This window comes from Mycobacterium sp. SMC-14 (genome assembly GCF_046250075.1).
GTDB lineage: Bacteria > Actinomycetota > Actinomycetes > Mycobacteriales > Mycobacteriaceae > Mycobacterium.
The window spans coordinates 4,370,965-4,390,625 of sequence record NZ_CP176429.1; the positions used below are offsets into that span (position 1 = coordinate 4,370,965).

14 protein-coding genes and 1 tRNA gene are annotated in these 19,661 nt (G+C 68.3%); 6 read left to right on the plus strand and 9 right to left on the minus strand.

The genetic code is table 11. The features are described from left to right. The first annotated feature begins 19 nt into the window (after nucleotides 1–19). The 4 genes from ACKY0W_RS20800 to lipE are packed head-to-tail and all read left to right on the plus strand — an operon-like array spanning nucleotide 20 to nucleotide 3,297. A complete protein-coding gene (locus tag ACKY0W_RS20800; protein ID WP_409435612.1) occupies nucleotides 20–844 on the plus strand; it encodes a crotonase/enoyl-CoA hydratase family protein in 825 nt (274 codons plus the stop codon). Next, complete coding sequence (locus ACKY0W_RS20805) at nucleotides 844–1,167, plus strand: DMT family transporter (protein WP_409435613.1); 324 nt, start codon at nucleotides 844–846, stop codon at nucleotides 1,165–1,167. Before ACKY0W_RS20800 ends, ACKY0W_RS20805 begins: the two co-directional genes overlap by 1 nt. Then, complete coding sequence (locus ACKY0W_RS20810; RefSeq protein ID WP_409435614.1) at nucleotides 1,164–2,045, plus strand: acyl-CoA thioesterase; 882 nt, start codon at nucleotides 1,164–1,166, stop codon at nucleotides 2,043–2,045. The genes ACKY0W_RS20805 and ACKY0W_RS20810 overlap by 4 nt, the downstream gene beginning before the upstream one ends. A 10-nt stretch (nucleotides 2,046–2,055) precedes the next feature. After that, nucleotides 2,056–3,297 carry a lipase LipE gene (gene lipE, locus ACKY0W_RS20815; protein WP_409435615.1) on the plus strand — a complete coding sequence of 414 codons (1,242 nt, stop codon included), beginning with the start codon at nucleotides 2,056–2,058 and terminating at the stop codon, nucleotides 3,295–3,297. Nucleotides 3,298–3,430: 133 nt separating this feature from the next. Here lipE and ACKY0W_RS20820 read toward each other — a convergent pair whose 3' ends face one another. The 9 genes from ACKY0W_RS20820 to ACKY0W_RS20860 form a co-directional block, all read right to left on the minus strand. Then, nucleotides 3,431–8,044: a PGRS repeat-containing protein gene (locus tag ACKY0W_RS20820; protein WP_409435616.1), complete on the minus strand. Its 4,614-nt coding sequence runs from the start codon at nucleotides 8,042–8,044 to the stop codon at nucleotides 3,431–3,433. 59 nt (nucleotides 8,045–8,103) lie between these two features. Beyond that, nucleotides 8,104–9,246, minus strand: a complete 1,143-nt coding sequence (gene gjpA, locus ACKY0W_RS20825) for an outer membrane porin GjpA (RefSeq protein WP_409435617.1) — start codon at nucleotides 9,244–9,246, stop codon at nucleotides 8,104–8,106. 554 nt (nucleotides 9,247–9,800) lie between these two features. Beyond that, nucleotides 9,801–10,277, minus strand: a complete 477-nt coding sequence (locus tag ACKY0W_RS20830; RefSeq protein WP_409435618.1) for a MarR family winged helix-turn-helix transcriptional regulator — start codon at nucleotides 10,275–10,277, stop codon at nucleotides 9,801–9,803. Between the two features lie 85 nt (nucleotides 10,278–10,362). After that, nucleotides 10,363–10,875 carry a MarR family winged helix-turn-helix transcriptional regulator gene (locus ACKY0W_RS20835; protein ID WP_409435619.1) on the minus strand — a complete coding sequence of 171 codons (513 nt, stop codon included), beginning with the start codon at nucleotides 10,873–10,875 and terminating at the stop codon, nucleotides 10,363–10,365. Nucleotides 10,876–11,289: 414 nt separating this feature from the next. After that, nucleotides 11,290–11,835: a MarR family winged helix-turn-helix transcriptional regulator gene (locus ACKY0W_RS20840; protein WP_409435620.1), complete on the minus strand. Its 546-nt coding sequence runs from the start codon at nucleotides 11,833–11,835 to the stop codon at nucleotides 11,290–11,292. 622 nt (nucleotides 11,836–12,457) lie between these two features. After that, nucleotides 12,458–12,547, minus strand: a tRNA-Ser gene (locus ACKY0W_RS20845). Between the two features lie 100 nt (nucleotides 12,548–12,647). Continuing rightward, nucleotides 12,648–15,167 carry a PGRS repeat-containing protein gene (locus tag ACKY0W_RS20850; protein ID WP_409435621.1) on the minus strand — a complete coding sequence of 840 codons (2,520 nt, stop codon included), beginning with the start codon at nucleotides 15,165–15,167 and terminating at the stop codon, nucleotides 12,648–12,650. 46 nt (nucleotides 15,168–15,213) lie between these two features. Continuing rightward, nucleotides 15,214–16,290, minus strand: a complete 1,077-nt coding sequence (gene gjpA / locus ACKY0W_RS20855) for an outer membrane porin GjpA (RefSeq protein WP_409435622.1) — start codon at nucleotides 16,288–16,290, stop codon at nucleotides 15,214–15,216. A gap of 342 nt (nucleotides 16,291–16,632) precedes the next feature. Beyond that, a complete protein-coding gene (locus tag ACKY0W_RS20860) occupies nucleotides 16,633–17,727 on the minus strand; it encodes a MarR family winged helix-turn-helix transcriptional regulator (protein ID WP_409435623.1) in 1,095 nt (364 codons plus the stop codon). Nucleotides 17,728–17,802: 75 nt separating this feature from the next. On the opposite strand from ACKY0W_RS20860, the gene ACKY0W_RS20865 reads away from it, so the two are divergent. Next, nucleotides 17,803–18,771, plus strand: coding sequence for an NAD(P)H-quinone oxidoreductase (locus ACKY0W_RS20865; protein WP_409435624.1), 969 nt, complete (start codon nucleotides 17,803–17,805; stop codon nucleotides 18,769–18,771). 193 nt (nucleotides 18,772–18,964) lie between these two features. Continuing rightward, nucleotides 18,965–19,585, plus strand: coding sequence for a GNAT family N-acetyltransferase (locus tag ACKY0W_RS20870; protein WP_409435625.1), 621 nt, complete (start codon nucleotides 18,965–18,967; stop codon nucleotides 19,583–19,585). Nucleotides 19,586–19,661: the final 76 nt, after the last annotated feature.

The window sequence follows — 19,661 nt, forward strand, 5'->3', positions numbered from 1 at the left end:
CCAACGCTACGGTCTGGGTATGACAGCGTCGTATGAATCCGTCACCGTCGAGATCAAAGACCACGTCGCCCAGGTCACGCTCATCGGGCCGGGCAAGGGTAATGCGATGGGCCCGGCGTTCTGGGCGGAGCTGCCGGAGGTCTTCGCGGCGCTGGACGCCGACCGCGAGGTGCGGGCGATCGTGCTGACCGGCTCCGGCAAGAACTTCAGCTACGGGCTGGACGTGGCCGCGATGGGCGGCACCATGACACCGATGCTGGCCGACGGCGCGCTGGCCCGGCCGCGGGCGGACTTCCACCGCGAGCTGCAGCGCATGCAGGGTGCGATCACCGCGGTGGCCGACTGTCGGACACCGACCATCGCATCGATTCACGGCTGGTGCATCGGCGGCGGGGTCGACCTGATCTCCGCGGTCGACATCCGCTACGCCGCCGCGGACGCCAAGTTCAGCGTGCGCGAGGTCAAGCTGGCGATCGTCGCCGATGTGGGCAGCCTGGCCCGGCTTCCGCTGATCCTGTCCGACGGCCACCTGCGTGAACTCGCGCTGACCGGCAAAGACATCGACGCGGCCCGGGCAGAGAAGATCGGCCTGGTCAACGATGTCTATGCCGACGCCGAGGCCAGCCTGGCCGCCGCGCACGCCGCAGCGGCCGAGATCGCTCAGAACCCGCCGCTGACCGTCGCCGGCATCAAGGACGTGCTCGACGAGCAGCGCACCGACCGGGTGTCGGCCAGCCTGCGCTACGTCGCGGCCTGGAACTCGGCGTTCTTGGCGTCCAAGGACCTGTTGGAGGGCATCGGCGCGATGATGGGCAAGCGCAAGCCCGAATTCACCGGCGAGTGATGGCCTGGCTCTTCCTGTTCGGGGCGATCGGTTTCGAGGTCGCCGGAACGCTGTCGATGCGCGCCTCCGACGGCTTCTCTCGATGGCAGTGGGTGATCCCGGTTGCCGTCGGCTATGTGTTGTCCTTCGTGTTGCTGGCGATGGTGCTCAAGCGCGGCATTCCGGTCGGGGTGGCCTACGGCGTCTGGTCGGGTGTCGGAGTGGCGTTGACCGCCGTGCTGGCCCGGTTCTTGTTCGACGATCCGTTCACGCCGGTGATGGCCGGTGGCGTGGTGCTGATCGGCGCGGGCGTGTACGTGATGGAGATGGGCGCGCACGCGTGAGCCACGACGTGCCGCACCGCCAGCCGGCCCTGGCCGACATCATCGCCACCCTCGACGTCGACCGCGTCGATGACGAGCACTTCGTGGCCACCCAGCTGGACAACCGGATCCACCACATCGTCGGCGGGCATATCGCCGGCCAGGCACTGATCGCGGCCAGCCGCACCGCGCCGGGCCGGGTGCCGCACAGCGTGCACGTCTATTACCTGCGGGCCGGGGATGCCCGCCGCCCGGTCGACCTGCATGTCGAGGTGGCCCGTGACGGAGGCACGCTGTCGACGCGACAGGTCACGGCCCGCCAGGACGGCCAGATCCTGCTGGAAGTGCTGTCGTCGTTCACCACCGCGGTCGACGCGCCCGAATACCAGCAGCCGATACCGGATGTCCCCGACCCGGATTCGCTGCCGTCGTCGCAGGAACAACTGGCGGCCTACGCCGACGAACTGGGCGGCTATTGGGTTCAGCCGCACCCGTTCGACCTGCGTTACGTGGACGCGCCGCCACGGATCGCCATGGAGCGTGGCGAGCCGTCGCCGCGGCTGCGGTTGTGGTGGAAACCCGCCGAGGCGGTGCCGGCGGATCCCGCGATGCACAGTGCCCTGTTGACCTACCTGTCCGGCACCACCATGGTGGAGGCGGCGCTGGCCATGCGGCGGACCAATCAGGCCAGTACCTTCAACGCGCTGATCGACCATGCGCTGTGGTTTCAGCGGCCCGTCGACCTCTCGGACTGGGTGCTCTCGGACCAGTTCACGCCCAGCGGCATCGCCGGGCGCGGCCTGACCACCTCGACGATGTACAACCGGGCGGGCCAGCTGGTCTGCGTGGCGACCCAGGAACTGTATTTCGGCCGGGGCGGAGCTCGGCGTCCCACGTAACCTGGCGGGCATGACACCCGACGGCACCGTCCGTATCCCCGCCGACCTCGACGCCGTCACCGCGATCGGCGACGAGGACCATTCCGGTATCGACCCGGCGTCCGTGGAGCGGATCTGGCAGGCCGCCCGGCACTGGTATTCGGCCGGACTGCACCCCGCGATCCAGTTGTGCCTGCGCCACAACGGTCGCGTGGTGCTCAACCGGGCCATCGGGCACGGCTGGGGCAACGGTCCGTCGGATCCCGCTGATGCGGAGCTGGTCCCGGTGGGTGTGGACACCCCGTTCTGCGTGTACTCGACCGCCAAGGCCATTACCAGCACGGTGATGCACATGCTGGCCGAGCGCGGCGCCTTCTCCCTGGATGATCGCGTCAGCGACTATCTGCCCGACTACGGCCGACACGGCAAGCACCGCACCACCATTCGGCACGTGATGACGCACAGCGCCGGGGTACCGTTTGCCACCGGGCCCAAGCCCGACCTCAACCGCGCAGACGACCCCGAGTACGCCCAGGCGCAGCTGGCCAACCTGCGGCTGGTCTACCCTCCCGGGCTGATGCACATGTATCACGCCCTGACCTGGGGGCCACTGACCAGGGAGATCGTGCGGGCGGCCACCGGCAAGGACATCCGGGACGTGCTGGCCACCGAGATCCTGGACCCGCTGGGTTTCCGGTGGACCAATTATGGGGTTGCCCCGCAGGACATTCCGCTGGTGGCGCCCAGCCATGCCACCGGCAAGCAGCCGACCGGCGCGGCGGTCGCGGTGTTTCGCAAAGCGATCGGCGGGTCGGTGTACGAGATCATCCCGGTGACCAACAGCCCGTTCTTCCTGACCACGGTGGTGCCGTCGTCGAACACCATCTCCACCGCGTTCGAGCTGTCGCGGTTCGCCGAGATCTGGCGTCGCGGAGGCGAACTCGACGGGGTGCGGGTGCTGTCACCGGAGACCCTGCGGGGCGCGACGGCCCAGTGCCGCCGGTTGCGCCCCGACGTGGCCACCGGGCTGGCGCCGCTGCGCTGGGGCACCGGCTACATGCTGGGGTCCAAGCGGTTCGGGCCGTTCGGCCGGGGCGCGCCGGCCGCGTTCGGGCATCTGGGCCTGGTCAACTGCGCCATCTGGACCGACCCGGAGCGGGGGCTGTCGGCCGGGCTGATTTCCAGCGGTAAGCCGGGTCAGGACCCGGAGGCCAAGCGCTACACCGCGCTGATGGACCGGATCGCGGCGGAGATCCCTACTTCTTTGCGCTGACTCTGCGCTCAGGGCGGGGAACTGCGAGTAGGACACGCCGTGAGCGCAGAGTCAACGGAATAGGCCGTAGACGCGACCGCGGCCGCCGAGTCCGGTGAGGGACCCGACGGCCGCGATACGCGATCTGTCGGCGTTAGCCGGCTTTGCCGTTCGTGCCGTTGGCGCCAGTGGCGCCAGTGGTGCCGTTGATTGCGCCGGGACCACCCGCCGCACCACCGGTTCCGCCGGTTCCGCCGGTTCCGCGGGTGCCACCGGCACCACCGGGGCTACCGCCGTTACCGCCGTTACCGCCCTTGCCACCGGCCGGGCCGGCGCCGCCGTTACCGTTGGCGCCGTCGGTTCCGCTGGTGCTGTCGCCACCGGCGCCGCCCTTACCGCCGGTACCGCTGTTGCCGCCGTCGCCACCGGCACCGCCGGCCTGGCCGACGCCGGCATTGACACCGCCTGTGCCGCCGTTGCCGCCAGCGGCTCCGGCACCGCCGGCGCCACCGACGCCACCCTTGCCACCGTTACCGGTGTTGGACGTGCCGCCGTTGCCCGCGAGCCCGCCGTTACCGCCGTTACCGCCGTCGGTTCCGTTGGCGCCGGCCGTGGTGGTTCCCGCGCTTCCCGCCGTGCCCGCTCGGCCGGCGCCACCGGCCCCGCCGTTACCGCCGTTACCGCCGTTACCGCTGTCGGACGCGCCGCCGAGGCCGCCGAGGCCGCCGTTACCACCATTACCGCCGGGCCCACCGGGGAGCGCCACGGCCCCGACGCCGCCGGAGCCACCGACACCACCGTTACCGCCGTTACCGGTTCCAGAGGTGCCACCGACTCCACCGTTACCGCCGTTACCGGAGAACGTCCCCGTTCCGATGCCACCCGAACCACCGGAACCGCCGGTGCCGCCGTTACCGTCGAGACCCCCGCCGATGCCTGCGCCACCGGCACCGCCGATGCCGCCGTTACCGCCGTTCAGGCCGTTGCCGATGCCGTCGACACCGCCGCCACCGCCACTGCCACCCGTGCCACCGTTGCCGGCCTTGCCATCGGTGCCGGTCCCGGAGTCACCGCCGACACCGCCCTTGCCGCCGTTGCCACCATCACCGCCGGCGTTGGTGGTGCCGTTGCCGTTGTAGCCGAGTCCACCGGTGCCACCGGAGCCACCGTTGCCGGCGGTGCCGCTGGCGGAGGTGCCGCCGGTACCGCCGGTACCACCGGCACCGGAGGTACCGCCGAGGGATCCCTGTCCGCCCGAGCCACCGGTGCCGCCGCTGCCTCCGTTACCGGTGCCGGAGGTACCGCCGGCACCACCGTTGCCGCCGTCGCCGGAGGTCGCGCCATCGATTCCGACACCGCCGGTACCGCCGAAACCACCGGTGCCACCGGTGCCGTCGACGCCACCGTTGCCTCCAGTGCCACCGGCACCGCCGTTGCCACCGTCGCCGCCGTTGAGACCGTTGCCGGCCGCGGTGACGCCACCGACGCCGCCACCACCACCGGTGCCACCGGTGCCGGCGGTGCCGTAGGTGCCGGAGGTGGAGGCGCCACCGGCACCACCCTTGCCGCCGTTACCGCCGTCACCGCCTGCGGTTCCCGTGACGGTGCTGCTGCCGACCGCACCGGCAGAGCCGGTGCCACCGGCACCACCGAAGCCGCCAGTTCCGCCGTTGCCGGTGCCAGACGTGCCGCCGGAACCACCGTTGCCGCCGTCACCGGAGGCCCCGCCATTGGTTCCGACAGCGCCAGCACCGCCGGCACCACCGGCGCCACCGTTGCCGTCGACACCGCCGTTGCTGCCGCTACCACCGGCACCACCGGTGCCGCCATCGCCGCCGTCCAGGCCATTGCCCGCAGCGTCGACACCACCGACGCCACCGACGCCACCGGCACCACCGAGCCCGGCGTTCCCGTACGCGCCGGAGGTAGAAGCACCGCCGATGCCGCCCTTACCGCCGTTACCGCCATCGCCACCAGCGGTTCCCGTGAGGGTGCCGGCCGAACCGGCACCACCGGCACCACCAACGCCGCCGGCGCCACCGTCACCGGTGCCGGAGGTGCCGCCGACACCACCGTTGCCGCCGGCGCCGGAAGTCCCGTCGCCGGTACCGACACCGCCGGCACCGCCAGTGCCGCCAGCGCCACCATTGCCATCGAGGGCATCGGTACCGGCAGCACCACTGGTGCCGCTGGTGCTGGCGCCACCGGCGCCACCCTCGCCGCCGGTACCACCGTTACCGCCGGTGCCACCGTTGCCGCCGGTAAAGCCGTTGCCGTCGGCGTCTACACCGCCCTTGCCGCCGGCACCGCCCTGGCCGCCGGTACCGCCGACGCCACCGTTGCCACCCAGACCGCCGTCACCGGTGACCGCGGTGCCGCCGACACCGCCCTGGCCGCCGGCCCCGCCGTTACCGCCGGTGTAACCGTCGCCGCCGCCCGCACGGGGGTGCGGTATTCCGGTGATCCCCACGATCGCGTTACCACCGGCGCCACCGTTGCCGGCGTTACCGCCATTGCCGGTGCCGGTTGCGGCACCACCGTTGGCGCCGTTGCCGGCATCGCCACCGATGGTCCCGCTGCCGCCCGAACCGCCGACACCGCCGTTGCCGCCGTTGACCGCGCCGGCCCCGGTGCCACCCACACCGCCGTTGCCGCCGTCGCCACCCGGGCCGACCGGCATCTTGGACGTACCGGGAGCACTGACGCCGCCGGCACCGCCGGCACCGCCGTTACCGGCGCGACTGGCGCCGAAGGGGTTGCCGACGCTGGTGGCGCCGGCACTGTTGCCGCCGGCGCCGCCCTGCCCGCCGTTGCCGCCAGCCAGTTGGGCGGCGCCGCCCGCACCGCCGCTACCGCCGTTACCGCCGGATGCAGTGCCATCGCCGCCGCCGCCGCCGGTACCGCCGTCACCACCCCAGGCGCCAGCGACGATCAGGGTCGGCGGGGCAGCACCGCCGGCGCCACCGTTGCCGCCGTTACCGCCGGTGCTGATGACATTGGCACCGGTCGCTCCGTCGGCACCGGCACCGCCGTCACCGCCGAGCCCCGAATAGCCATTGGGCAAGGCCTTGCCGCCGACCCCGCCATTGCCGCCGTTACCGCCCTTGCTGTAGATGTTGCCGTCGGTGGACTTCCAGCCGGTGCTGGCGGCGCCGTCGCCACCGCGGCCGCCTTCCCCGGCGATGCTGGTCGCGCCACCGCCGCCCTGGCCGCCAACACCGCCGTTACCGCCGTTGCCGCCGACGTAGGTGCCGGTGCCGGCCGCGCCGCCGGCACCACCAGCACCGCCGGTGCCGCTCAAGGTGGGCTGGTTGAGGCCCGCCTTGCCAGCCGCACCACCGGTACCACCGACACCGCCGTTACCGCCGGTGGTCTTGACGTTGTTGTCATCGGTGGCGGCGTTACCACCGGCGCCACCGGCGCCGCCCTTTCCGGCGATACCGTCGTTGGCCTCAGTGGATGCACCACCGACACCACCGTTTCCGCCATGGCCGCCCTGGGTGGCACCGAATCCGCCGGCACCGCCGTCACTACCGTCGCCGCCGACGCCGCCGAGGGTAGCGGCGCCACCGTCGCCACCTTCGCCACCTTTACCTCCGGTTAGTCCGGCACCGCCGTCGCCGGCTGCGCCGCCGGCACCGGCGAGCGGTCCGGCACCGCCGGTACCGCCGCTACCGCCAACGCCCCCGTTGCCAAGGTAGTCACCGGTGATCGCGTCCTGGTACGCGTCGCCACCGTCGCTGCCGGCACCGCCCTCACTCGACACCCCGGCGACGCCGGCGCTGCCGTAGGACCCATCGAACTTCACGCCCGCGGCACCGGCGGCACCGGCGCTGCCGCCAGATGCACCGGCGGCGCCGTTGAGGTGCGCCGCGATGCCGTCGCTGACGCCATCAGCTGAGGTCCCGGCATCGCCGGCCTTACCGCCGTCACCACCGTTGCCACCGTTGCCGAACAGGTAGCCGCTTCGGCCACCGGCGCCGCCGGCAGCGCCGCTGCCGCCGTTACCGCCGACACCGGTACCGCCGTTGGCGTAGCTGCCGTTGGCGCCCGCGGTGCCACTACCGCCGGCCCCGCCGTTGCCGCCGTTGCCGAAGAACCAGCCGACCGCGTCACCACCGAGGCCACCGACACCACCGCCGGCACTGGAGCCAACGCCGTCACCGCCGGCGCCACCGTCACCGCCGATTCCCATGTAGGAGCCGCCCATGCCGCCGTTGCCGCCGGCACTGCCCTCGAAGCCGTCACCGCCGTCACCGCCGTTGCCGAACCAGCCCGCGGTGCCGCCGTCACCGCCGGCCAGTGCGCCGTCATCGCTGTTCCAGCCAGCACCACCATCGCCGAACCACAGGCCGGCGTCCCCGCCGTTCGGGTTGAGCGCGGTCCCATCGGCACCGTCGCCGATCAGGAACAGCCCGGAGGATTCGTTGATCCAGCCGTTGACCAGGGCGCCGAGGTCACTGTCGATCCAGGCCTCCACACCGAAGTGGAGGGGTTGGTAGAACCACTGGTCGATGATCGTGGACATGTCGAAGAAACCGCCGGCAGCGGGCCCCGCGACATCGATCGCCGAGGCCGCGGGGTCGAACAGGTCCATCAGCCAGTCCAGCCCATCATCGGCCTGCGCTGACGGCAGACCGGCCAGTGGCGTCATCCCGAACGCCAAGAACGCAGTGGCTGCACCACCGGCACCGATCACCCGCTTGCGGCGCGACTGGCCAGCCTGCTGCTGGCCGCGGCGCCGGTTGCTGCTGTGACGACGACTCATTGAGGAACACCTTTCATCAGATGTAAAGCTTTGGAAGAGTTAAGATTTGCGGTGGCGGATTAGCTGAAGAGCCCGTCGAGCACGTCCTGCAACCCGCTGAACACGTCAGTGGCTTCCGCGCTCGCGCCACCGTCATCGAGGAAGTTGTCCGGGATGATGGGCAGTTCGACACCCATCCACGGCGGGGTCACAGTGACGGTGTTCTTGCCGTCCCAGCCCGAGCCCAGTAGTGCGCTGACGGTCTGGCCCCACATCTCCCAGGCGGCGATCGGGCCGATCCCCTGACCCACGACGTTGATCGTGTTCAGGAACGGGACACCGACCATTTCCAAACCCAGGGCGTTGAACAGCGAGCCGCCGACCGTGGGAACCGTCTCCAGCACTTCATTGTTTCCGCCGAGCACCTGGTAGTTGGCGATTTGCACATGGCCGGTACTGAGCAGTCCACCGAAGGTGAAGTCCAGCCGATCCAGGGCCATGCCGGCCGGCAGGAAGCCGGCGTCGTTGATCATCGGCAACAGTGAATCCAGGTGCAGGACAGCGCCGTTGAGGAATCCGTTCCACCCGCTGGCCAAGATCTCGTTGAAGCTGTCACCCTCAGTGATGCTGTTCATCATGGCGATCCACGGGCTGATGCCCGGACCGATCGAGCCCATGATGACGCCGGACATCGGCGAGATCATCCAGTTCAACGCCGCGTTGACCCCGTCGACATCGGTGCCGGCCGGCAGGTAGCCCGGCACCTGGGCAATCAGCAGGAGATGCCCCGTGGTGATGGTCCCGTCGATGGTGTGGTGGTTAACGGTGCTGTAGGTCTCCTTGGCGACATCCAACGGCAGTGCCCAGCCATCGCGCACCGCGACCCAGTGCTCCTGGATCTGGGTGTTGATGTCGGCGAGCGTGGTGGCGCTCGGGTCGTCCAGGAATTGCTGCGCGTAGCCCATGACGTTCGCGTACAGCTGCTGCCAGGCCACCCCCGGCGCCAACAAGAAGTTGTTGATCAGGGTCGTCGCGTTGGCGGCCGATTCGTTGTACACGTCAATCCAGGGCTCGGCGACACTGGGCAGACCCCCCGCGGTGAGCGCGACGTCAATGACCGTGTGGGCCATAGGCGCCGGCGCCACAACCGGCGTCGCGGCGATCAGGCCGGTCCCGGCGATGACGACGCCGGCCGTTGCGTAGGGGCGAAGAATGGCGTGCAAGGGAACTCCTTCAGGTCATGTGACTCAGCACACGGAACGTAACTGAGGGAGACCTGAAAAACAGCAGTCAGGAAAGGGCCGACCGCAAAGGGGTGCGCCCCAGACGCCGTTGGCAATCTGCGCGGTCGATAAAATCCCAGGTACACACGTTAACATGTGTTATCAGCAAACCTTTGACGTCGGTTAAATGGTTCAACTGGAAATTACCGACCGGTAAGAATTGGAACACGTTCATTCGCGCCCATTCCGCGTCTCTGCGGCGCGTAATAGCCGTTGACCTGCGTAGGTCTGATGCGACGACAAAGTTCAAACGCGTGTTGTAGAAACAGGTGTCAAATAATTTCGCTACAGCACGGATCCCTATTAGGCGAACTTTAGCTAACATGTCGTAGATGGCTGTTGATGCAGGTAACGGGCATCTAGCCGACGCGAAGCCCCAGCCTCGTGGCGTCCGAATCTCCTGCCAAGGGCCGCGTTCCCTGAGAATTTATGTGAGCGCTAACCGGGGGCCCGGCCGGCCCCGGTTAGCGCACTCCGACCTGCGCCCAGGACTGCTAGGGCGGCCCGGTCCGCCGACAAACGTCGCCCAGGGCGATCGCCTGTTGATGCGACAGCTGATCGAGGTAGTACGCGCGGATCCCGCGCGCGTAGGTCACCACCGCAGAGGCGAACCGCTTCCGGCCCTCAGCGGTGATGTAGGCAAGCACCGCTCTGCGGTCGTCGGGATGCGGCCGCCTACCGACCAGTGACTGGCACTCGAGTCGGCCGATCAGTGACGTCACCCGGCTGGGCGCCAGCGCGAAAGTCTGAGCCAAGTCCCGCATTTGGGCCGAACCTGTCTCGGATCCGGCCAGCCGGTCCAGTACCAGGACCTCAAAGAGAGTCAATCCGTGGGCGTGGACCAGGCTGTCGTTCAAGGCCGCAAGCAGACGTTCGGAGGTGTCCACAAACTGGTGCACGCACGTGCATTCAGCCGCGTCGAGCACCGGCAACTCCCACACTGGCCGCCTAAGAGCCCGCAGGTGCCCCATGTCGGGCGATGTTAGCCACGTGACGCGGCGACCGGTGCTTGATTCGGCAACTTGATGCCCACAGACTGGGCGGGAGGCTAGCGATTCAATCCAGCGTCGATTTTTTCGGAAGGTCTGCGTCTTCCAGTGAGGCGCTGATCTGATGGCAACTGGCACCCAGGGCAAGCATCTGCTGGCGGGACATCTGGTTCACGTAGAGCCGGCGGATCTGTTCGGCATAGGTCTTGCGGGCCTCCCCCAACCTCTTGCGCCCCTCCGGGGTGAGCTCGGCGCGCACGCCCCGCCCATCACCGGGGATCGGGATCCGGCGGACCAGGCCGCGGCTTTCCAGACGCCGGGTCAGCCAGGTGACTCGACTGCGGAGCAGCATCAGCGCTGCAGCCAGTTCGCTCATTCGGACAGAACCGGTCTCGGACTTGGCGAGCAGATCCAGCAGCCGAAGCTCGGACAGGTCAAGCCGGTGGCGGCCCAACAGGCTTCGGTTCAGCGCGGCCAACAGACCCGTCGATGACTCGACGAACACCTGCCAGGAATTCTGTTCGATGTCTTCGAGCCCCGGCAGCCGCATCGCCGGCACCTGACCCCCTGTGTCCTCCACGGCGGGCGACGGTACCGAAACCCTTCCCACAATGACCACGAAAAACGGCGGAGTTTGCATCCTGCTGCATACATCAGTGACGCTCGCCGCCAGCCCGCAACGCCTGCCGCCGTCGCATCCAGGCTTCTCACAGCCCCTTTTAGGATAGTCCCAGCAAATGTACAAACCGGGACGGTTGATTCAACCGGAAACTAACTCACGGGTAGCAATCAGAACGTGTTCTAGCAGCGGGCCGAGGTAGCCGCTAAGTCCCGTGCTAGGCCGGTAACTGCTGGACACCTGCGATGTGCGAGCCCAACGAGCATTGACGGAGAGCTTCGGAACTGAACGGTTGTAATAAATATCCCAGCGACTTCACAGCGAGTGCGAAACGGCGCGTGAGCAAACCCCGGCGCGCTGCAGCCTTGACGCCGATCAGAGCGGTAGCTTGGCCGCAGACTCGCCGTGAGCTGCCCGGGAGACATAGAGTGTCGAATCGGCCTGCTTCAGTCCGGAATTGATCCGCCGGCAATTCTCCTCGAGAGTGGCGAGCTGGCGCCGCGACAGCGTGCCGATGAGATGGGTCTTGACACCTTGGGCGTAGTTGAGGCTGGCATGACCGGCCACCCGCCGGCCGTCGTCGCTGATCCGAGCGACCACCCCACGCCGGTCATCGGAATTCTGTTCGCGCCGAACGAAACCCCGCTCTTCGAGTCGCCGGATCCGCTTGGTCATGTGGTGCGGATTGGCGCCCAGCGCGTCGGCCAGGTCGCCCATCCGCGCCGCACCGTCCTCGGTCTTATCCAGGATGTCCAGCACCCGCAAGTCGATGACCGAGAGCTGGTGCGCTTCGGTCAGCCAGCGATCCATCGTGGTGTGAAAGCGCAACGCGGCGTGCAGGAAGTTCTGCCACGACTTCTGCTCGGCGATGTCCAATCCGGGCAGATCACTGGGGGTACGTCGACGAGACGGACGTTGCATGCCGTCATGTTAGCCAGGCGTTGCCATAGCGCGTCAACATCATTGCGGTTGCCAGTTCGCCCACCACTGGAACACGCCGGTCGCAGTGCCTCCGGACGCTCCCACTAATTGGATACAAACCTACTGAATCTGCAGCATCAGCCTCGCGCTGCGCTGGTGCCGTTCGCAGTGTCAGCTCGGAAATCTAGTCCAAGCTAGAGGATTTTAGGCGCACTGGAGACTCCCCGCGGGCGACGGCGTGTTTGCGTAGTGAATGCATATCGACAACGAGAGACCGAGCATTGCCGGTGGTTCGTGGGCCCGCGGGGTTTCGCGTCATGCTGAGCGATTGGGGCGGCACTCCGGTGCATCGCGGCAAACCTGCGCCCCGACCGTCGCCGGTTGGGGGCGCCGATGTTGCCGAAACCGATTCTCCGCGACCGATTGCCGCACCAACATCCCAGAAACGGTTCAACCGGTTGATCGGGAGCAACGCCGCACACGACAGACGAATCCTCAACTGGCACTTGAGACTCGGAGGCACTCGACGGAGGCTCCGCCTACCGGACGGCGCACCGGAACTTTGCTGGGCCGATTCCCCAGAGGGTGTGACAAGGGGGGAACGGCGTGCGCCTGGCTTGGATGGCGGTGGCGGAGGGATTTGAACCCCCGGACGGTGTTAGCCGTCTCTCGCTTTCAAGGCGAGTGCATTAGGCCGCTCTGCCACGCCACCGCGGGAAATCGTACCTTGGCCGGATCAGTGCTCCCGAGCAGCCGCAAACGCGCACGCGCAGGACGCCTTTAGTGCGAGTCTGCGGCTGTTCGTCGCCGGGTCAGCCGGGTTGGCCGCTACCGCCGTTGGTGCCGGGCTGGCCGGGCGGGGTGCCGGTACCGGCCACGCCGCCGGCGCCACCGGAGCCGGCCGCCCCGGCTGCGCCGTGGTTACCGTTGGACCCATTGGTGCTGGTGCCGCCCGTGCCGCCGGCCGCACCGTTGCCGCCAGTTCCGCCGTCGCCGCCGTTGCCGCCGGGCAGGGTGTTGCCGCTGGAGTCGGTGCCGCCGTTGCCGCCGCGGCTGCCGGCTCCACCGGTGCCGCCCGCGCCGCCAGTACCGCCGTTGCCACCGTTGCCGGAGACCGCGGTACCGCCGGCACCGCCAACGCCGCCGTTACCGGCGGTGCCACCGTCGTGGCCGTTACCGCCAGGTTCGTGCGCGGGGTTGGTCGCGGGCGCGCCCGTGTAGCCGGTTCCGCCGACGCCGCCGGTACCGCCATTGCCACCATCGACGCTGCCTTGCGCGTTGCCACCGGTGCCGCCCGCACCGCCGTCGCCGCCGGCGCCGATGGTGCCGGTGCCGCCCATGCCGCCGTTGCCGCCGTTGCCGGCGTGGCTGGGGCCAGCACCATAGGGGTTGTTGGCGGGCATGGCGACTCCGCCACTGTTGCCGCCAGCACCGCCCGCACCGCCGTCACCGGCGGTGCCGCCTGACCCACTTCCGCCGAGAAGGACCGCGCCCGCGCCGCCACCGCCGCCGGAGCCGCCATCGCCACCCGATGCCGTGCCGCTTCCGCCGTTGCCGCCGACTCCGCCCGCACCGGCATTGCCGCCGCCGTAGGCGGTGCCGCCGGTGCCGCCGCTGCCGCCGGCGCCACCAACGCTGATGACACCCGGCCCGGTCGCCCCGGCACCGCCGTTTCCTCCGTTGCCGCCGGCTGCGCCATCGCCGGTGTAGGCGCCGCCGCCAGAGGTGCCGCTGCCGCCGTTACCGCCGTGGCTCCAGATGGTGCCGGTTCCGTCATTCCACCCGGTGCTGTTGCCACCGTTGCCACCGTTGCCGCCGGCACCGCCGGTCGCACCGGAGCCCCCACCTCCGAAGAAACCTTCTCCACCGTTGCCGCCGGCGTAGGTACCGGTGCCGCCGTCCCCGCCGCTTCCGCTGGCTCCACCGACCCCGGTTTGCGTGCTTCCGCCGCTGCCGCCCCCGCCACCGTCACCGCCAATGGTCTTGACGGTGTTGTCGCCGGTGGCACCGTTGCCACCGGCGCCACCGTTGCCGCCCGCACCACCGACTCCGCTGAGGGACGGGGCGCCCGAGCCGCCCCAGCCGCCGCTGCCGCCGGTACCCGCGGTGGCATCTCCGCCGGCGCCGGCATTTCCGCCGGCGCCGCCGGTGTTGTTGCCGGCGGACTGACCGCCGTTTCCGCCCCACCCGCCAGCTCCACCGTTGAGGCCGTTGCCGCCGTGTCCACCAAGGCCGCCAGCGCCGCCGATGTTGCCGTTGCCGGCGTACCCGCCGTCGCTGCCGGAACCACCGTTGCCCAGGTAGTGGCCGTTGACGTCTTGGTAGGCGTTCCCGCCATTACCGGCGTCGCCGCCGTCGCCGCCGTTTCCGAGCTGCCCGGCATGTCCGTACATGGGGCTGGTGTAGATGGAGGATCCACGCGCACCGGCCGCACCACCGGCGCCGCCGCCCCAGGACCAGGCCCCGTTTCCGCCGTCAACGTGATCGGCGGTGCCGGTGGCGCCATCGCCCCCTTTACCGCCGGCTCCGGCGTTGCCGCCGTTGCCGCCGTTGCCGAACATGAAGCTGCTGCGCCCGCCGGCGCCGCCATTGCCGCCGTAACCGCCGGCTATGCCGTTGCCGTCGCCGCCATTGGCGAAAGTGCCTGCGGCGCCCGCCAGCCCAGCTGCCCCATTGCCGCCAGCCCCGCCGTTGCCGAAGAACCATCCCGAGGCGTCGCCGCCGGCGCCTCCATTGCCACCGGCGACAGCAGCATCCAGGGCGATGCCACCGTTGCCGCCGTTACCGCCATTGCCCATCCAGAGCCCGCCGGCTCCACCGGCACCGCCATCGGCCCCCGCACCACCGCTGCCGCCGTCACCGCCGTCACCGAACCAACCGGCCGCATTGCCACCATTACCGCCAGCAACACCGGCCGTCGCGCTGTCCCAGCCGTCGCCGCCGTCGCCGAACCACAAGCCGCCGTTGCCGCCATCGGGGTTGGCTTCGGTGCCGTCGACACCGTCGCCGATCAGGAACTGTCCAGACGACGTATTGATCCAGCCGTTGACCATGGACCCGAAGTCACTGTTGATCCAGGCCTCCATCGAGGTGTGGATCGGGTCGTAGAACCATTGGTCGATCATGGAGGTCCAGTCGAAGGCACCCACGTCGGCAGGCTCCGGGGCCAGCCAGGCCGACGCGTCGAAAAGGTCGGCGATCCAGTCGAATTCATCGGCTTGAGCTACCGGCCCGGAGCTGAGCGGCGCCATTCCAAAGGCCAGGAACGCACCGACAGCAGTGGCGGCACCGACCGCCCGGGAGTGGCGGCGCGCATTGGTGTGATGACTCATGTGCAGGGATACCTCTCTAAAGAGCTGGGGGATAAGGGTTTAGGAATCAGAGTCCGAGCAGGTCGCCCAGCCAACCGAATGCATCGGTCGCTGCAGCACCGCCGTCATCGAGCAGGGGCAGTTCCGCGCCGGCCAACGGGGGGGTAACCACCACCGGGCCCTTGCCGTCCCAGCCCGAACCCAACAGAGCGCCCACGGTTTGACCCCAGGCCTGCCAGGCGGCGATCGGGCCGATGCCCGCGCTGTTGAGATCAAGGGTGCCCAGTACCGGGACACCGCTGAATTCGATACCCACACTTTGGAAGATCGACCCGCCGACCGCGGGCACCGAGGCGGCGACCTCGCCGCCGGGGCCCAGCACCTGGTACGGACCCACCGCGACAGCGCCCGGCGACAGCAGCCCGCCGAAGGCGAAATCCAGATGGTCCATGTTCATCCCAGCCGGGAAATAGCCCGACGAGTTGATCATCGGCAGCAGAGCATCCAGGTTCAAAGTGGCGCCGTTGAAGAACGCCCCACCCATGTTGACCAAGATGTCGAACGGATTGTCGCCATCGGTGATGCCGTTCAGCAACGCAATCCACGGGCTGATGCCCGGGCCGATCATGCCCATCAACACCGCACTGGCCGGAGAGCCGAGGTAGTCGATGATCGGCATGATCGAGTCTTTGTCCACATCCGCGGGGATGTAGCCGGCGACCTGGCCGAACATCAACTGATGCGTGCCGTCCATGGTGTGGTTGAGCACGGTGGAGTGCGTCGCATCGGTCTCGTTCTGCAGCGCCCAGCCGGAGATCACCGCGTTCAGATGCAGCTGAATCTGCTCATTGATCTCGTTGGTCGAACCCGCCGGGTCGTTGGCCAACTGGTTCCAGTAGCTCATCTGGTTGGCCCAGAACTGCTGCATACCCACCCCGGGAGCCAGGTACCAGTTGTTCAACATCGCCGTCACATTCGCCGACGCGGCATTGAGCACGTCATCCCATGCGCTGGTCAGCGTCACCACCGGGGACTGAACATCACGCAGAGCGGGTAACGGCGCAGACACCGGGGTGATAGCGACGAGACTGGCCCCGACCAGTGCCACACCAGCGGTGGCATAGGGGCGAATGGTGGCGTGCAAGGGGAACTCCTCGGCAGGTGGATTGGTGACGAGCTGAACAGCGCTGAACGTAACTAAGCGAGGACTGAGTGTCTCTAATCGAACGTTGTTATCCGCGAAGACGTTTGACGCCGTGGCACGCGGGGCTACTTGGATAATGTCCGAATTCCCAGGTCAGCGGCGCGATCGGGGGCCGCGCATCAACCCCCACAGCGGGCCTAACTGTTTCAAGCGGTAACTACCCGTGGGTAACCAGTTCGCTTCTCTCCCATGCGGAACTACCCCATCCCGATCCAGCAAACTGTGGAAACCCTGTGAACCACAATGCGGCTGGGTGGTATCGGCGCTAGATCGGTCAGCTGGTCACTGGTGAACGACGTCGCCTTCGACGGCCGCGACTGCCGCTGAACTCCGGCGTACCGCCCGCACCGGCCGGTCGGCACCGGACTTGAGAGGCAAGCTGATCCGACGGCACGCATCACCGAGAGCGATCGCCTGCTGGCGCGACATCGGGTTCAAGTAATACCGGCGAATTTCCCTGGCGTAGAACGTAAGTGCCGGCCCCAGCCGGACCCGACCGTGCAGCGTGATGGTGACGACGACGCGTCGTCGATCGCCCTCACCGGGCGCGCGGCGCACCAGGCCCTCGGACTCGAGGCGGGTGATCTGCTGGGTGATCCGGCTGGGTTGCAGTGCGAACGCTTGACCCAACACGCTCATGGGCGCGGATCCGCCCGGGGACTTGGCGATCAGATCCAACAGCAGAATGTCGATGAGACCGAGCTGTACCGCCTCGACCAATCGCTCGTTCAATACCGGGAAGAGCGTCGCCGACGACGCCATGAACTGATGCCAGCAACGCTTCCCGGCATCGTCGACCCCGGGCAGATAGCAGGTGGGCGCCTCCGGAAAGGCTTGGGCATCAAGGCGAACCGGAACGGGTGGACCAGGTTCGACCAATGCACGCCGCAGTTCGGAAAGCCGAAGGCCCTCGCCGATGCGCCAGCAGTTCTCCGCCACGATGCTGACCTGGCGAGTCGACAGCGATCCGAGTAGGTAGGTCGAGACTGCTTTCGCGTAACTGATGATCGCCTGGTCGACTATCGCGCGGCCGTCGGCGGTGAGCAGCGCGACCACCCCGCGTTTGTCCTGCGGATCAGGCACTCGGCGTACCAACCCGCGCTCCCCCAGACGGTCGATCCGGTTCGTCATCTGACGCCGCGTCGCACCGAGTAGGCCGGCCACATCTCCCATTCGAGCGGATCCGTCCGAGGACTTGACCAGCATGTCGAGCACCCGCAAGTCGATCACCGACAGTTGATGCTCAGCGTTGAGCGCCCGGTTCAGGGCCGCGTCGAATCGCAGCACGGCTTCCAAATAGTGTTGCCATGCTTGACGTTCGGCGAGATCCAAGCCGGGTAAATCACTCCCCGTCCGGCGGCGATCGTGGCGCTGCACAGCGTCATGCTAAGCGACACACATAGGGTTCCTCATCGTTTTCGGGTGCGTCGGGCCGGTAGTAGCGTGTCCGGCATGCGCGCCATCATCGCTGAATCCCCCGAAGTCCTCGCATGGCGAGAGGTCCCCGACGTGCAACCCGCCCCCGGCGAGGTACTGATTCGGGTAGCCGCGGCCGGTGTGAACCGGGCCGATCTGCTGCAGGCCGCGGGCCTGTACCCGCCCCCACCCGGGGCGAGCGACACCCTCGGCCTGGAGGTCTCCGGAGTCATTGCCGCGGTGGGTGACGAAGTGTCGGGTTGGACAACCGGACAACAGGTTTGCGCGTTGTTGGCCGGGGGCGGCTACGCCGAGTACGTTGCGGTTCCCGCCCCCCAGGTATTGCCGATTCCGGCCGGGGTGGACCTGGCCGATGCCGCCGGCCTACCGGAAGTGGCGTGCACAGTCTGGTCGAACCTGGTGCTGACGGCGGGGTTGTCCGAGGGCCAGCTGCTGCTGGTGCACGGCGGAGCGAGCGGCGTGGGCAGCCATGCCATTCAGGTGGCACGTCAATTGGGCGCCTGGGTGGCCGTCACCGCCGGATCAGCGGCCAAGTTGGAGTTCTGTCGTGAACTGGGTGCCGAGATCACCGTCAACTATCGCGACGAGGACTTCGTGGCTCGGGTCCGCGAGGCAGGCGGCGCCGACGTGATCCTGGACATCATGGGGGCGGCCTACCTGGACCGCAATGTCGATGCGCTGGCCAACGACGGGCGGCTGGTGGTCATCGGGATGCAGGGCGGAGTCAAGGGCGAGTTGAACCTGGGCAAGCTGATCTCCAAACGCGCCCGGGTGATCGGGACCGCCTTGCGCGGTCGCCCGGTGGAGGGGCCGCACAGCAAGGGCGCGGTTGTTGCCGCGGTGACCACCGAGCTCTGGCCCATGCTCGGCGACGGCCGGGTCAAACCGGTGATTGGCGCGCGGCTGCCTATCGAGCAGGCCGCCGAAGCACATCAGCTGCTGTCATCGGGTGAGGTGACGGGAAAGGTTGTGCTGACCGTCTAGACGCCTGCCGAGGGTGCACAGAATGTCGGCTTTCGCGGTGTGTCTCCGTACAAACACGCACGCTCGCCCCAGGGGGAGCGACGTAGCATCATTGTCGATACCGATTGGCGACGGCGCTGCCGTCAACGGATTCCCAGGAGGCACTTGCAATGATTACTCAAGCCAGCTCGGCCACAACGGATTCGGGTGCGCTATGAGTATGCCGCGGGAACGGGTCGGCCTGAGCGACTACCTCCTGAGTGTTCCGGCGCCGCCGCTACCGATCCTCGCCGATCCGTACAGTGTCCGTTTCGCAGACCAGCCCGGCGACCCCGAGATGATCTCCGAATGGATGAACCGGCCGCATCTGGCCGAAACCTGGGGCTACGCCTATCCAGCCGACGAATGGCGCCGTCACCTGCAAACCCAGTTCGACGGTGCCTACTCACGCCCGTACATCTGGCTCCTCCACGGCGAGCCCCTCGGATATATGGAGCTGTTCCGGGTGGCAAAAGACGATCTGGCAACGGTGTATGACGCCCTTCCCTACGATGTGGGCTTGCACGGAGCCATGGCCGACGCCGCCGCGGTCGAAAAGGGCCACGGCAAGAACATCTTTGGCCCCTTGGTGTCCAGCATTTTCGCGGCCGAACCGGAATGCCGACGGATCATCGGAGACACCAATGCCGGTGAAGGCTCGTACGGTCGCCGGTTCTGGGAGCGCCGCGGCGGGGTCTTCCTTGGCGAGCACTACATGGCCAAGTGGGATCAAAACATTGCCCTGTTCGCCTGGCTGCGGACCCCGGAAGACATGCCGGGCTATCGCAAAGCGTAGGCGGAGCGGCACAGAGGGGCGGTGACAGAGCAGCTGTCACCGCCCTTTTTGTTGGCGTGAGTTCGGTTGGCCCGCA

Excerpts from the sequence above, each read along its gene's own strand:
- ACKY0W_RS20800 (WP_409435612.1), top strand. The coding sequence starts at position 20 with ATGACAGCGTCGTATGAATCCGTCACCGTCGAGATCAAAGACCACGTC.
- ACKY0W_RS20805 (WP_409435613.1), top strand. The coding sequence starts at position 844 with ATGGCCTGGCTCTTCCTGTTCGGGGCGATCGGTTTCGAGGTCGCCGGA.
- lipE (WP_409435615.1), top strand. The coding sequence starts at position 2,056 with ATGACACCCGACGGCACCGTCCGTATCCCCGCCGACCTCGACGCCGTC.
- ACKY0W_RS20820 (WP_409435616.1), bottom strand. The coding sequence starts at position 8,044 with ATGAGTCGTCGTCACAGCAGCAACCGGCGCCGCGGCCAGCAGCAGGCT.
- ACKY0W_RS20830 (WP_409435618.1), bottom strand. The coding sequence starts at position 10,277 with ATGGGGCACCTGCGGGCTCTTAGGCGGCCAGTGTGGGAGTTGCCGGTG.
- ACKY0W_RS20840 (WP_409435620.1), bottom strand. The coding sequence starts at position 11,835 with ATGCAACGTCCGTCTCGTCGACGTACCCCCAGTGATCTGCCCGGATTG.
- ACKY0W_RS20850 (WP_409435621.1), bottom strand. The coding sequence starts at position 15,167 with ATGAGTCATCACACCAATGCGCGCCGCCACTCCCGGGCGGTCGGTGCC.
- ACKY0W_RS20865 (WP_409435624.1), top strand. The coding sequence starts at position 17,803 with ATGCGCGCCATCATCGCTGAATCCCCCGAAGTCCTCGCATGGCGAGAG.
- ACKY0W_RS20870 (WP_409435625.1), top strand. The coding sequence starts at position 18,965 with ATGAGTATGCCGCGGGAACGGGTCGGCCTGAGCGACTACCTCCTGAGT.